The 14,355-nt window shown below is 68.3% G+C and carries 10 protein-coding genes; 4 read left to right on the top strand and 6 right to left on the bottom strand.

What is annotated here, in order from left to right; genetic code table 11:
* The first annotated feature begins 187 nt into the window (after positions 1 to 187).
* Positions 188 to 1,348, top strand: a complete 1,161-nt coding sequence (locus KS03_RS09860; RefSeq protein WP_012733665.1) for a porin — start codon at positions 188 to 190, stop codon at positions 1,346 to 1,348.
* A 230-nt stretch (positions 1,349 to 1,578) separates the two neighbouring features.
* Here KS03_RS09860 and KS03_RS09865 read toward each other — a convergent pair whose 3' ends face one another.
* The 3 genes from KS03_RS09865 to KS03_RS31215 form a co-directional block, all read right to left on the bottom strand.
* Complete coding sequence (locus KS03_RS09865) at positions 1,579 to 2,022, bottom strand: HU family DNA-binding protein (protein ID WP_012733664.1); 444 nt, start codon at positions 2,020 to 2,022, stop codon at positions 1,579 to 1,581.
* Positions 2,023 to 2,501: 479 nt separating this feature from the next.
* Positions 2,502 to 3,389 carry a UTP--glucose-1-phosphate uridylyltransferase GalU gene (galU, locus tag KS03_RS09875; RefSeq protein WP_012733663.1) on the bottom strand — a complete coding sequence of 296 codons (888 nt, stop codon included), beginning with the start codon at positions 3,387 to 3,389 and terminating at the stop codon, positions 2,502 to 2,504.
* Between the two features lie 85 nt (positions 3,390 to 3,474).
* The gene (locus tag KS03_RS31215; RefSeq protein ID WP_124837426.1) at positions 3,475 to 3,786 is read right to left on the bottom strand and encodes a hypothetical protein; all 312 of its coding nucleotides are present in this window, start codon (positions 3,784 to 3,786) and stop codon (positions 3,475 to 3,477) included.
* A 76-nt stretch (positions 3,787 to 3,862) separates the two neighbouring features.
* Between KS03_RS31215 and KS03_RS09880 the strand changes: the two genes are divergently transcribed.
* Positions 3,863 to 5,029, top strand: coding sequence for an acyltransferase family protein (locus tag KS03_RS09880; RefSeq protein ID WP_012733661.1), 1,167 nt, complete (start codon positions 3,863 to 3,865; stop codon positions 5,027 to 5,029).
* A gap of 365 nt (positions 5,030 to 5,394) precedes the next feature.
* Here KS03_RS09880 and KS03_RS09885 read toward each other — a convergent pair whose 3' ends face one another.
* From KS03_RS09885 to KS03_RS09895, 3 genes are read right to left on the bottom strand one after another with little or no spacing between them, the layout of a single operon-like run.
* The gene (locus KS03_RS09885) at positions 5,395 to 7,815 is read right to left on the bottom strand and encodes a glycosyltransferase family 4 protein (protein WP_162486898.1); all 2,421 of its coding nucleotides are present in this window, start codon (positions 7,813 to 7,815) and stop codon (positions 5,395 to 5,397) included.
* Entirely contained in the window at positions 7,812 to 9,278 is a 1,467-nt protein-coding gene (locus tag KS03_RS09890) for an oligosaccharide flippase family protein (protein ID WP_012733659.1), read from the bottom strand. The genes KS03_RS09885 and KS03_RS09890 overlap by 4 nt, the downstream gene beginning before the upstream one ends.
* Positions 9,279 to 9,326: 48 nt before the next feature.
* Positions 9,327 to 11,540: an NHL repeat-containing protein gene (locus KS03_RS09895; protein ID WP_012733658.1), complete on the bottom strand. Its 2,214-nt coding sequence runs from the start codon at positions 11,538 to 11,540 to the stop codon at positions 9,327 to 9,329.
* Positions 11,541 to 12,070: 530 nt separating this feature from the next.
* On the opposite strand from KS03_RS09895, the gene KS03_RS09900 reads away from it, so the two are divergent.
* Complete coding sequence (locus tag KS03_RS09900) at positions 12,071 to 13,153, top strand: acyltransferase family protein (RefSeq protein WP_017424390.1); 1,083 nt, start codon at positions 12,071 to 12,073, stop codon at positions 13,151 to 13,153.
* Complete coding sequence (gmd, locus tag KS03_RS09905; protein ID WP_012733656.1) at positions 13,150 to 14,193, top strand: GDP-mannose 4,6-dehydratase; 1,044 nt, start codon at positions 13,150 to 13,152, stop codon at positions 14,191 to 14,193. The genes KS03_RS09900 and gmd overlap by 4 nt, the downstream gene beginning before the upstream one ends.
* Positions 14,194 to 14,355 lie beyond the last annotated feature (162 nt).

The following is a 14,355-nucleotide window of genomic DNA, read 5'->3' on the forward strand; positions in this document are numbered from 1 at the left end:
CGCCACACAAAACAGTTCGTTCAGATTTCGCAACAATCAACTATCCTCTTGATATTGCAAGATTTTTACCGCTGTGACGTTTTGGAGACACTTTATTTTTTCCGGGTTTCTTGCGGGTTCCGCACTGCGCTATTCTCCTTTCCGCAACAAATAAATAACGAATCACCTTGCGTGGAGAACGTTTCCTATGAAAAAAATCGCTCTGTCTACCCTCTCCCTGGCACTGCTCGGCGCAGCAGGCGCCGCTCACGCCCAATCGAGCGTGACGCTGTACGGCGTCATCGACACGGCCATCACCTACGTCCATGGCAGCAACGGCCAAGGTAACAACACCTGGGCCATGAACAGCGGCAACCTGCAAGGCAGCCGCTGGGGCCTGAAGGGCGCGGAAGACCTGGGCGGTGGCCTGAAGGCGGTGTTCCAATTGGAAAACGGCTTTGATTCGAGCAACGGCCGCCTCGGCCAAAGCTCGCGCATGTTCGGCCGTCAAGCCTACGTCGGCCTGCAAAGCGACCACTACGGCACGCTGACGCTCGGCCGCCAGTACGATCCGCTGGTCGACATGGTCCAGGCCGTCACGGCCGACAACTACTTCGGCAGCGTGTTCGCCACGCCGGGCGACGTCGACAACAACGACAACAGCCTGCGCGTGAACAACGCCATCAAGTACACCTCGCCGGTGTTCGCGGGCCTGCAGTTCGAAGGCATGTACGCGCTGGGCGGCGTCGCGGGCTCGAACGGCTCGGGTCAGACGTGGTCGGCCGCGGTGGCCTACAACAACGGCCCGATCGGCCTGGCAGGCGGCTACTTCTACGCCTCGAACCTGTACGGCGCAGCACGCAGCGGCTGGACCGGTGCCTCGTCGGACGCGATCTTCGAAGGCCCGATCAACACCGGCTACACCAGTGCCAAGTCGATCGGCATCGGCCAGGTTGCCGGCCAGTACACGTTCGGCCCGTTCACGGCCGGCCTCGGCTACAGCAACGCGCAATACAAGCGCGACGGTTCCTCCTTGTTCGCGAGGACCGAGAAGTTCAACACCGGCCGCGCGTTCGCGACGTACCAGGCCACGCCGGCGATCCTGCTCGGCCTCGGCTACTCGTACACGAAGGCAAGCGGCGACACCGACGCGAAGTACCACCAGGTTTCGCTGGGTGGCGACTACTCGCTGTCCAAGCGCACCGACATCTACCTGGTCGGCGCGTACCAGCACGCGAGCGGCACGCAACGTGTGAGCAACGGCACCACCCTCGTGACGCAAGCGGCGCAAGCCTCGATCGGTTCGTACGGCATCGCCGGCACCAGCTCGCAGGAAATCGTCGCACTCGGCCTGCGCCACAAGTTCTAAGCAAGCATCACCCGCGGCCCGCCGCGGTGCCTGCCGGCACCGCACGGGGCGCTCTGGAAAACCAGCCCGAGGCTTGTCGCCGACGGCTGGTTTTTTTTCGCCCGCACGGGCAGCGGGCTGCCCCGCTTGCCACCGCCGGCGAATAAAAAAATCCCCGCGCGCTTGCCGCACGCGGGGATCTTTTTGGGCTGCCGTGACGGCCGGTTGCTCCGGGCGCCTCAGCAATTCCCTCAGGCTGCTGCGTCCTTCAGCTTCTTCAGCGCACGTGCCTTCACGCGCACGCTCGCGGGCTTCGCCGGGAACCAGCGCTCCTCGCCCGTGAACGGATCCTTGCCGAAGCGCTTCTTCTTCGCCGCGACTGCCTGCGCCGAGATCTTCAGCAGACCCGGCAGCGTGAATTCGCCCGCACCCTTCTTGTGGATCGAGCCGAGGATCACGTTTTCCAAGGTCGCGAGCACGGCCTTGACCGTCTTCAGCTCGACTTCGGCGCGCTCGGCGATATGCGTGGCGAGCGATGCCTTCGTGAAGCTCTCCTTGATCGGCGTCGGAGCGGCCGGCACCTTCGCGGCAGCCTTCTTGGCCACTACTTTCTTCGCGGGCGCTGCTTTTTTGGCAGCCACTTTCTTGGCCGGTGCGGCAGCCTTATTGGCCACCTTTTTTGCGGAAGTCGCCATGTTTCTCCTACCAGGTGTGGTCGTTGGATGCGAAGCACACGACGTGCATGCTTCAAGGCCGGATTCTACAAGCGGCGCGCCGCTTTGTGCTGCACTTTTGTGCGCGTTATGCGGGTTTTCGGCAGGTTTTGTTGCTCGGTGCAGACTGTCGTGCGCGCCGACACGGTGGGGAAGGCGCCTGGCGAGCGCGCGATGGCTCGAATTATCTGCAGCCCGCGCCCCGGCCGCCCCGTCGAAATGGCCTGCGAGATGGCCTGCGATAAGGACTGCAATACGGGCTGCAATATGTGCTGCGATAGGGTCGGCGCCGCGGCCTCGGGCGAGGCCTTCGGCCATGTCTGCGGCAAGGCATCCGGCGCGGCATCGCGCGCGCCGCGCCTCCGTAAAAAAGCCCCGGCGTGGCGCCGGGGCGAAGGGAACAACCACCACATGGACGACATGAAACGGAGCGTCGCGGCGTATTTCCGCCGCCCCTCGCCTCAGGCGACGGCGGCCAGCGCCGGCAGGCAGGTGCGCAGATAGGCCTCGAATTCGCGGCCTACCTCGGGATGCTCGAGCGCGAGCTCGACGGTCGCCTTCAGGTAGCCGAGCTTGCTGCCGCAGTCGAAGCGCGTCCCGTAATAGCGGTAGGCGAGCACCTGCTCCTCGGTCAGCAGCGACTGCACAGCGTCGGTCAGCTGCAGTTCGCCGCCGGCGCCGGGGCGAATCCGCCGCAGGTGATCGAAGACGCTCGGCATCAGCACATAGCGCCCGACCACGCCGAGATTGGACGGCGCGTGTTCCGGCGCCGGCTTCTCGACGATGCCCGACAGCTTGATCACGTCCTCCTCCCACTCGCGCCCCTCGACCACGCCATACGAGCGGCTGTGCTCGCGCGCGATCGTTTCGACGCCGATCACCGAGCTGTGATAGTGGTTGAACACGTCCACCAGCTGCTTGAGCACGGGCTGCTCGCCGTGCAGCAGATCATCGGCGAGGATCACCGCGAACGGCTCGCCGTGCACCAGCTTCTCGGCGCACAGCACCGCGTGGCCGAGTCCGAGCGCCTCGGGCTGGCGCACGTAGTAGCAGTCCACGTGGCTCGGCTTGATGCCGCGCACCAGCTCGAGCAGCTTGTCCTTGCCGCGCGCCTCGAGTTCCGCCTCGATCTCGTAGGACTTGTCGAAATGATCCTCGATCGCGCGCTTGCTGCGCCCGGTCACGAAGATCATCTCGGTGATGCCGGCGTTGATCGCCTCCTCCACCGCGTACTGGATCAGCGGCTTGTCCACCACGGGCAGCATTTCCTTCGGGCTGGCCTTGGTCGCCGGCAGGAACCGCGTGCCCAGCCCGGCAACGGGAAACACGGCCTTCTTGACTTTGAGCATGATTACGTTCCGGTGAAAGTGATGGCCGCGCGCAGCGGGCGGCCGGCGACGCACGCAGCACGCCGGCCGCGGCGTGGGTTCGCGCTCACTCGCGCTCCTCGGTCAGCGTGTTGCCGCTATCGAAGCCGAAACGGCTGATCGGTTCGTTTTTCAGCGCGTCGCGATAGGCTGACAACACGACCATCACGAGCAGCACGGCACCGCTTGCAATCCAGTTGATGTCCATTCTGAACTCCTCGTCTGTTTCGACCCGGGCCCAAACTATCAAAAAAAAATCGAGAAATAATTGGCCGCGTTTCATCACCTGGAAAAGGCCCGATGTCGAAACGTCTTGTTGCAATTTCGGGCCGTGTTTTTTTTGTTCATCGTTCGATTTCTCACGCTCTAGGATGGGCATGCGCGCGCGGCGTCCGGCGGCAGATTGGCCGGTACGCGGCGCGCTTCCCGCACTTCCAAGGCAAGGACACCGACGCATGAATTTCCCCAGCGGGCCGGCATTGGCGCGGCCGGCCGCCCTCGAGCACAAGGACGCCCTGATCGACGCGCTGCGCGGCTTCGCGGCGCTGCTGGTGGCGTATTTCCATTGCCGGCAGGTGGTCTGGATCGGCATGCAGGCGTTCCACCAGACGCACGGCCACGCGCTCGACGCCGGCGCGCTGGCCGCCTACCTGACCTTCCCGTTCGCCTGGGGCTCGGCCGGCGTGCCGGTGTTCTTCGTGATCAGCGGCTACTGCATCCATCGCGGCGCGGCGCTGAAGCTGGCCGCCGCCCCTCACTACCGCCTCGATGCGCTGAACTTCTGGGCACGCCGTTTCGCGCGCATCTATCCGGTGCTGCTCGCCGCGCTGCTCGTCACGCTCGCACTCGACCTGATCAGCCTGCAGGTCACGCCGGTGAGCCACAAGATCCGCGAGATCGGCTGGCGCGCGTTCATGGTGAACCTGCTGTCGCTGCAGGGCATCGCGGGCCCGACCTACGGCTCGAACGGCGCGCTCTGGACGCTGTCGCTCGAGGTGCAGTTCTACGCCGTCTATCCGCTCTGGCTCGCGCTGCGCAAGCGGATCGGCATCGTGCCGGTGGTGCTGGCGGTGGCGTTCGTCAACGCGGGCTCGGCCTGGCTGTTCGAGCGGCACGACCTCCAGGTCTTCACCTCGTACTGGCTGTCGTGGACGCTCGGCGCGCTGATCGCCGAGCTGCGCGTGCGGCGCGCGGCCGGCCCGGCGCCGTCGCGCCGCTGGTATCTGGCCGGCGCGGCCGGCATCGCGCTCGGCTGCGCGGCGTTCCGCATCGGCCAGTACGGGGCCTTCCAGCTCTGGTCGCTCGGCTTTGCCTGCTGCCTGCACGCCGCCATCGCGCGGCCGGCGCCGTCCGGCGCGATCGTGCGGCTGTTCGCGTGGTTCGGCGATTTCAGCTATTCGCTGTACCTGATCCACCTGCCGCTGTTCGTCTGTCTCGCCTCGCTGCTGTATCGCTCGCAGCTGCAGGTGTCGATCTGGCCGTCGTTCGCGTTCGTCGCCGTCGCGATTGCGCTCGCCTGGCTGTTCCACCTGGCCGTCGAGCGGCCCGCCATGCGCTGGTCGGCAAGCCTCAAGCCGTCGGGCGGCAAGCAGCGGCCGGCCGCGCCGACGCTGACGGCATGAGGCACGCAGGACAGTCCAGGTCGGGGTGGCCGCCGGGCGACGCGCGCGGGCGCCCCGCCGGCGGCATGCCGAGCCCGAACGGTGGACGACATCGGCTGCAGGCGGCGACCGCCCGGAAATACGCGGGAATCGGTGAGGATCGGCGCCGGCCGGCGCGATCAGGCCCTGCAGCGGCGCGACGGATGCCGCGCGCGGGCCGGCATGCTCGGTTCACGCGCGCGCGGCCCATGGCCGCCTGACGGTATCGGAACGCCGGCGGGGTCGCGCACGCGAAGGGATCGACGCGCCGGCGCCCGGCGCGTGCCGCCATCACTGCGGTGGCGTGACGCGCGATCGCGCGCTGCCACGCCGGCCAGCGCGTGGCGTCAGCGCGCGGCGCGCGCGACCTCCACCAGGATCCGCTCGACGGCCTCGACATAGGTATGCGTGCCGAAGCGGCGCGTGGCCGTCTCGAAGCCGTTCGCGACGAGCCGTTCGCGGCGCGCCGGATCGCGGCGCAGCGCGGCGAGCGCCGCGCTCAGCGAAGCGGCGTCGCCGGGCTCGCAGAGCAGCCCGTTTACGCCGTCGTCGATGATCTCGACCACCCCGCCCGCGCGCGCGGCCACCACCGGCCGCCTCGCGAGCATGCCCTCGACGATCACGCGGCCGAACGGCTCCGGCGTGATCGAGGTGTGCGCGACCACGTCCACCGCCTTCATCCACGACGCCACGTCGCGCTGAAACCCGGCGAAGATCACGCGGTCGCCGAGCCCGCGCTGCGCGACGAGGTCCTGCAGCTCGGCCGCGTACTCGTCCTCGCCGAACAGCGGCGCGCCGACCAGCACCACGTGCAGGTCCGGATCGCGCGTGGCCGCCTCGAGCAGCAGGTGCTGGCCCTTCCAGCGCGCGAGGCGGCTGAACGAGCCGACCAGCCAGGCATGCTCGGGCAGCCCGAGGCGCGCGCGCAGCGTCGCGCGCGGCACGGCCTCCAGCGCCTCGAAGGGCGCCGCGTCGATGCCGTTGAAGACCACGTCCACCGACTCCTGCGCGCCGCCCGTCAGCGCCAGATAGGCCTGCGCGGACGCGTTCGAATTGGCGATCACGCGCGTCACGCCGAGCTTCGCGCAGCGCCGGATCGCGAACAGCTGCTTCGCGCCGAAATGCGCGTCGCTGACGATGTCGCGCAAATGCCAGACCACCGGCTTGCGCGCGAGGCGCCCGGCGAGCGCGCCCACCACCATCGCGCGCTGCGTGTTCGCGTAGATCACGTCGACGTCGCGCGCGCGCCGCACCGCCTCGCGCACCAGCGAGACCAGCCCGCCCGCCGCGCGCAACGAGACGCCGCCTTGCTTGCGCACGCCGTCGAGGCCGCGCGAGCGCAGCACCGTCACGTCCACGCCCGCCTCGGCGAGCGCCGCATGGAACGGGCCGTCGTCGAACAGCAGCACGTTGGCGCTGCCGCGCCAGTGCGTGAGGAATTCGAGCAGCGACAGCTCGGCACCGCCGAGCACGCCGCTCTGGTCGAGCACCAGCGCGCGAACCTTGGCGGCCGCCACCGTGCCGGCATCGCGCGCGCCGGCGCGGGCGCGCGCCTGCGCGTCGGGCAGCAGGCTTTCGATCTGCTCGACCAGCCGGCGCCGGAAATGCCGGGTCGCGAAACGCTCGGCGTTGGCGCGGCAGGCCTCGGGCGTGAAGCGCCCGGGGGCCTGCTCGAACGCATCGACGGCCGCCACGATCGCCGGCACGCTCTGTTCCTCGAAGAACAGCCCGGTGGGCGCCGCGTCGGCGCTGCCGTCGCGCAGGGTTTCGAGCGCGCCGCCCTTGCCGAACGCGATCACCGGCGTACCGCAGGCCTGCGCCTCCACCACCGAGATGCCGAAATCCTCCTCGGCCGCGAACACGAACGCACGGGCGCGGCGCATGTGGTCCTGCAGCACCTCGAACGGCTGGTAGCCGAGAATCTCCACGTTCGGGCCGGCCTTGGCGCGCACCTTGTTCATCTCGGGGCCGTCGCCGATCACCACCAGCCGGCGCTCCGGCATGCGCGCGAAGGCCTCGACGATCAGGTCGATCTTCTTGTACGGCACCATCCGCGAGGCGGTGAGGTAGAAATCCTCCTTCTCGGTGGCAAGCGAGAACGCCTCGACGTCCACCGGCGGGAACACCACGGCCGCGTCTCGCTGGTAGACCTTGCGGATGCGCCGGGCGATGAACGCCGAATTGGCGATGAAGCCGTCCACCGAATTGGACGTGCGGCTGTCCCAGTTGCGGATGTAATGCAGGATCAGCCGTGCCGCATACGATTTCGGGCCGCGCGTGAGCCGCGACTGCTCCAGGTACTGGTGCTGCAGGTCCCAGGCGTAGCGGATCGGCGAATGCACGTAGCTGATGTGGATCTGGTCCGGCCCGGTCAGCACGCCCTTGGCCACCGCGTGGCTGCTGGAGATCACCAGATCGTAGCCCGACACGTCGAGCTGCTCGATCGCGAGCGGCATCAGCGGCAGGTAGGCGCGATATTTCCGGCGCGCGAACGGCAGCTTCTGGATGAACGAGGTGGTCACCGGGCGGTCGTGCAGGAAGCCGCGATCGTCGAGGAAATCGACGAGGCTGAACAGGTCCGCGTCGGGAAAGCACGCGATGATCTGTTCGAGCACGCGCTCGGCGCCGGCGTAGGTGACGAGCCAGTCGTGCACGATCGCCACGCGCAGCGGCTTGCCCGACGGCTTGCCGGCCGCGCGCGCGGTGCCGGCCGTCTGGTGCTGCCGTGCGAACGACGGCACGGAGCGTTCTACGAGTTCGCCTTTCATATGCTTTTCCCGGGAATCAGGCGGCCCAGCACGCCGCGCGCGAGCGCGCGCAGGCCGGGCGTCATCACGAAGGACCACGCGATGTTGAGCGCGGCGACGAGTGCGCAGAGCGCGACGGCCTGCGCCAGGGCCGGCGTCGTCCAGGCCAGCGCGAGACTGCCGAACAAGAAGGCCAGGTGGGCGGCCATGTCGGCCACGATCGGCCGGCGCTTCACCGACGCCAGCACCAGCAATACGCCGTAGTCGATGAGCGCGCGCGCGACCACCACCACCGCCGCGCCGATCAGGCCGAAGTGCGTGATGCCGAACCAGAGCCCGCCGACGAAGAACGGCAGCTCGACGAGCCCCGCCAGGGCGGCGCGGGCCGGATTGACCTGCGACTGGATCAGGATTCGCATCACGCCGGCCTGCCCCACCAGCCAGATGCCGATCACGAGCACGCGGCCGACCGGCGAGGACTGGGTGGCGAGATCGTGGCCGACCCAGAGTTCGAGGAACGGCTGCAGCGCGAAGATCGCGACGATCGCCACCGGCGTGAACACGCCGTTGAGGAATTCGAGCGACTGCCGCACGAGGTGGTCGGCATGGTCGCGATCGACCGCCGACAGCCGCGGGAACAGCGTGCGCACCACCGCGTTCGGCAGCATGTTGAGCCGCGTGACGAGGTTCTGCGGCACCGTGTAGTAGGTCACGTAGCGCGCGCCCAGATGCGCGCCGAGGATCACGCGGTCGAGCGAATCGGCCACCATGGTCGCCGTGCTGGCGATCAGCATCCAGCCGCCGAACGTGAACAGCTCCCTGGCGGTGCGCCAGCGCGGCGGCGCGACGCGCCGGATGTTCAGCACGCGCAGGCTCGCGCGGCCGAGCAGGACCGCCGCGATCAGCCGCGCCAGCACCGCGGCGGCCAGCACCGCGGGCAGCGTCGGCGCGATCAGCCAGGCCGCGAACAGCGGCAGCAGCTGGAACAGGAAGGTGCCGAACGTCTGGTTCGCGTTGTAGACGCCGAAGCGTTCGGCGCCGTTGATCGCGCCGGAGAACACCCACGACACGTTCGCGATCGGAATCGCGCAGGCGAGCCACGGCAGCGCGCGATAAACCTCGTGCTGCAGTTCGGCCGAGACCTTGGTGAAGTACGAGGTGTAGATGAACGCGCCGAAGTAGATCAGCAGGCCGCCCGCGATGCCGGTGGCAAGGTTCAGCCAGCAGGCGCTCCAGAACACGCGCTCGCACTGCTGGGGGTCGCCGCTCGCGAGCGCCTTCGAGATCTGGTTCTGTGCGGCCATGCTCATGCCGAGATCGAGGATGCCGAAGTAGCCGATCAGCGTCCACACCAGGCTCACCACGCCGTAGCGGTCCACCCCGAGCGTGTGGATGTAGGCCGGCACCGTCACCAGCGACACGAAGGTCGGCAGGATCAGGCCGACGAAATTCACCGCGACGTTCTTCAGGATTCGCTTATCCATGGCGCCGCCTTGCGCCGCGCCGCGCGTTCACCGCCGTCATCTCGATCGTCATGGCTGGGTCGCCTCCGTCGAGCGCGGCGTCCACCGGTACATCATCACCTTGCCGCGCGCGTCTTCCTCCACGAAGATCAGGTACTCGCCGTTCTCGCGCCGGTGCGCGCTGATGCCGAACGGCACGTCCACCCAGCCCGAGGCATGTCCGACCTCGGCGCCCGGCTTGATCACGCCGAGTTCGTGACCGTTCTGCTTGTCGTAGACGTGGACGATGCCGGCCGGCTCCACGCCGAACAGGTAGCGCCCCTCGACGGTGAGCCCGATCAGGTCGAAGATCGGCTTGGCGTCGAGCCGCCACGGCAGCGCCAGCTGGTAGCGCTGCACCGGCTCGCCGCTCGACCACTTGTCGTAGCGCACCAGCACCGGGCCGACCTCCTTGTTGATGCCGCCCTTCGGCGGCATGTCGGCCGTGTAGCCCGTCACGTAGAGCGTGTCGGTGTCCGGTTCGTAGATGGCGCGGCGCAGCTCGGTGAACGGCGCCGGGGTCGGATAGTCGGTCAGCTTGTCGAACGAATAGATCGGGTTGCCGGCCTTGTCGAGGCCGCCGTAGCGGAAGCGGTGGATGCCGCGCGTGTCGCTGGCGCGCCAGATGTCGCCGCGGGCGTCGATCCACCAGCCCCAGCCGCCCGCCGCCTTCGGCTTGCCGGTGGTGTTCAGCGAGAATTCGCCGTCCTCGAAGCGGCCGTTGCCGTTCTGGTCGCGCCAGATCCAGTCGCCGCCCGACGGCCGGTTCGGCACCCGGTCCACGGGCCGTGCGCGCCCGGCGATCAGGCCGGACGGGATCGCGGTCTCGCCGTCGCGCTTCGGATCGAAGCGGTAGATCTTCAGGTGATCGGCATACATGTCGGTCAGATACAGGAACGTGTGGCCGTCGAGCCGGCGCGCGGTGGGCATGCCGGGCCACTGGTCGGTGGTGAACACGGGGTCCTGCGGATACTTGAAGCGGTTCGTCAGGAAGCCCGCGTAGCGCCACTCGCGGCCGGCCGGCTTCGAGAAATCGAGCTCGAAGCGCTTGTTGCCGGTGTAGACGCTGTTCGGCCGCGCCGGATCGATCCAGGCGCCGTCCACGAACAGCAGGCCATCCACCTGCCAGCGCAGCTTGCCGTCGGGCGCGTAGCTCGCGAGCGTCGCGCCGAGCCCCGCGCCGAGCGAGCCCTGCTTCACGCCGATGCCGTTCATCGCCACGTAGATGTTGCCGTCGCGATCGGCACCCACGCCGGTCAGGCCGTTGAAGCGCTGCGGGCCGGGGCGGCCCGCCACCCCCGAGAAGATGCCGCCGCGCTCGCCGAGCGTGCCGCTCGGCGCATAGCCGTGGTCCGATTTCGCGTAGATCAGGATCTGCTGGCGCGGGCCGTTGTCGGCGATCAGCAGGCGGCCCTTGGCATCGACCGCCACGTCCACCGCGTCGGTGTCGGCCGGCAGCGCCGGCGCGTCGTCGATCGCGCGGCCGTCGGCTCGCAGGTGGGCGAGCTTCGCGGGGCCGTGCACCGAATCGGTCAGCAGCCACAGCGTGCCGTCGGCGGCCAGCGCGATGCGGCCCGGCTCGTGCGCCGTGAACGAGGCGAGCTTGTCCATCGACCCGGCATCGTAGACGTCCACGCTGTCGTGCTGCGGATCGGTGGCGTAGAGACGCTGGTTCGAGGCGGCCAGGCCGGCGATCTCGGCGCGCGTGTCGACCGGCACGTCGTTGACCTTCAGGAAGCTCGCGGCCAGCTTGCCGCGCGCGTCGCCGGCGGCCGCCGCGCGGAACGGCGCGGGCCGCTTCAGGTCACCGATCGCGCGCCGCGAGATGCCGTACCACTGGCGGCCCTTCTCCGGCCAGATGCCGGGGTTCACGAGCCGGCCCTTCTCGTTGCCGACGCCGATCGCGACATACGCGTAGTGGTCGTTGACGGCGATCGCGTTGCCGCCGGCATTGCCCCAGCCGTGCGTGCCGCCCGCGAAGCCGAGCATCCGGCCGTCCTGATAGACGCTCGCCTCGGCGCCGCTCTCGTCCCAGGGCGCATTCGTGTAGACCTTGCCGTCGGGCGTGACGGCAATCGCGCGGATATCGATCTGGGTCCAGCTGCCGTCGCCGTAGCCGTAGGTGTTGCCGATCCACGAATTGCTGGCCTCGAGCGTGGCCGCGCCCCGCGCGTGCAGCGGCAGGCAGGCGGCGAGGATCAGGATGATCAGGGCAGTGAGGGCGATCGGGGGCGAACGTCGCAATGGGGCTCTCCGAAGTGGACGGATGGGCAAAACGGTCCGTGCCGCGCCGGCGGCGGCCCTCGCGTGTGCCCGCAGCAAGCGCGTTCGCATCGGGCCGCGCCGCCAGGCACGGTGCGAGGCAGGTTACAAGCGAAAATAATCACAAGAAATTGCGAATAATTTCCCGCAACGCAGCAAGGCGGCCTCCACCGGCATGAGCGCACCGTTTTGCCGGCCATTCGGCAATTTCGGCTTGCCCGATCAGAAAATATGCGTAAGTTGTACCGGCAGCCGCGCGCGGATCGCCCCGTCGCAAACGATTGCGCCATCCCCGGCAGCACGCTTCGCGTCGATCCACATCGTTATTTTTTGCCGATTTCTTTTCCCTAGAATCCCACTCGCACCGGATTCGAATGTCGCCCCGATAATCCTCGGGCCGTCGGCCGGCGCAGGAGCGCCCGCCTGCCGCGCGGCAGGCGTCATATGCAGGGCTACGCACCCGGCTCATTCACGAACCAGGCCTGACGGCCTCTCCTCCTGGCTGAACGGACATGATGACGACCGACACACTTCCTCCGCCGACGCCGCACGCAGGCCGCATCGTCCAGCTCGACGGCCTGCGTGCGATCGCCGTGATGGCCGTGTTCCTGCAGCACGCCGTGAAGGCGCCGCTGTGGATGGGCGTGGATCTGTTCTTCGTGCTGAGCGGGCTGCTGATCACCGGCATCCTGCTCGACCGCAAGGCGCGCGGCCTGCCGCTGTTCCGCCATTTCTACCTGCGGCGCGCGCGGCGCATCCTGCCCTCGTATGCGCTGCTGCTGCTGGTCTCCACGCTGCTGTTCGGCGCCGGCTGGCTCGCGCATTGGCCCTGGTACGCGTTGTTCTCGACCAACATCGGGCTGTCGCTCGGCAGCATCGGCCACGAGAGCCTGAACGTGCTCTGGTCGCTCGCGGTGGAGGAGCAGTTCTACATTTTCTGGCCGTTCGTGGTGCTGCTCTGCCCCGAGCGCCGGCTCGCCTGGGTGGCCGCTGCGCTGGTGATCGCCGCGCCCGTGCTGCGCGCGATCGCGACGCCGTGGTTCGGCTCGTTCTGGCCGATCTACTACCTCACCCCGTTCCGCATGGATCTGCTCGCGGCCGGCGCGCTGCTCGCCGTGGTGCTGCGCCGCGACCGCCGCGCGCTCGAACCGTATACCGGCGTGGCGGTGGCGGCGGCCTGCCTCGCGCTCGCGCTGCTCGCCTGGCTGCATCTGTCGAATCCGCGCTTTCGCGCCGCCAACACGCCGCTGTCGAACGCGGCGCTCTACAGCATCTCGCTCGTGCTCTGCACCTCGATCGTGGTGATCGCGCTGCGCGGGCGCGGCCTCGTGCAGCGCGTGCTGACGCATCCGGTGCTGGTCTACGTCGGCACCATCAGCTACACGGTCTATCTCATCCACCTGAGCGTGCTGTACGCGCTCTGGTCATGGCATCTGAGCCGCTACGAGAGCGCCGCGCTCGCGCTCGTCATCACGCTCGGCTACGCGACGCTCACCTGGTTCGGCTTCGAACGGCGCCTCACGCGCTCTGCGCCCGCGCCGTCGCGGCCGGCCGTGCCCCGGCCTTCCACTCGCTCCATCAGGAACCCGTTATGAACTCTGCACGCAAGGCGATCATCACCGGCATCTCCGGGCAGGACGGCGCCTATCTGGCCAAGCTGCTGCTCGACGGCGGCTATCAGGTTACCGGCACCTACCGGCGCACCAGCTCGGTCAACTTCTGGCGCATCGCCGAGCTCGGCGTGGCCGATCATCCGAACCTGACGCTGGTCGAGCACGACCTGACCGATCCCGGGTCGAGCCTGCGGCTGATCGAGCGCGTCCAGCCCGACGAGTTGTACAATCTGGCGGCGCAGAGCTTCGTCGGCGTCTCGTTCGACCAGCCGATGACGACCGCCGGCGTGACCGGGCTCGGCACGCTGAACCTGCTCGAGGCGATCCGCGCCGTGAGCCCGCGCACGCGCTTCTATCAGGCCTCGACCTCGGAGATGTTCGGCAAGGTGCAGGCCATTCCGCAGATCGAATCGACGCCGTTCTACCCGCGCAGCCCGTATGGCGTCGCCAAGCTGTTCGCCCACTGGATGACCGTCAACTATCGCGAGTCCTACGGCATCTTCGCGGCCAGCGGGATCCTGTTCAACCACGAATCACCGCTGCGCGGGCGCGAGTTCGTCACGCGCAAGATCACCGACACGGTCGCCAAGATCAAGCTCGGCAAGGCCACCCGGCTCGAGCTCGGCAACCTCGACGCGAAACGCGACTGGGGCTTCGCGCTCGAATACGTGGACGGCATGCGGCGCATGCTGCAGGTGGACGAGCCCGACACCTTCGTGCTCGCCACCAACCGCACCGAGACGGTCCGCGACTTCGCGCAGATGGCGTTCGCCGCGGCCGGCTACCAGCTCGAATGGCGCGGCAAGGAAGAGCACGAGCGCGGCATCGACACGGCTACCGGCCGCGTCCTGGTGGAGGTGAACCCGCGCTTCTACCGGCCGGCCGAGGTCGATCTGCTGATCGGCTGCGCCGACAAGGCAAGGGAAAAGCTGGACTGGCAGCCCCGCACGACACTCGAACAGCTCTGCCAGATGATGGTCGAGGCCGATCTCACGCGGAACCTCCATCACGAAACCTGCTGATTCGAACCGGGTCCGCCGCGCGCTCGTGACGGGCCTGGCCGGCTTCCCGGGCCGCTTGTCGCGACGAGCCTCGCGGCGGCCGGCTGTGCAGTGCGGAGGCCGCGGCGCCGCTCGGCGACACGCTGCGCTGGATGGTCGAGGCGGCGCAGGCACGCCTTTCGT

The organism is Burkholderia glumae LMG 2196 = ATCC 33617 (assembly GCF_000960995.1).
Lineage (GTDB): Bacteria > Pseudomonadota > Gammaproteobacteria > Burkholderiales > Burkholderiaceae > Burkholderia > Burkholderia glumae.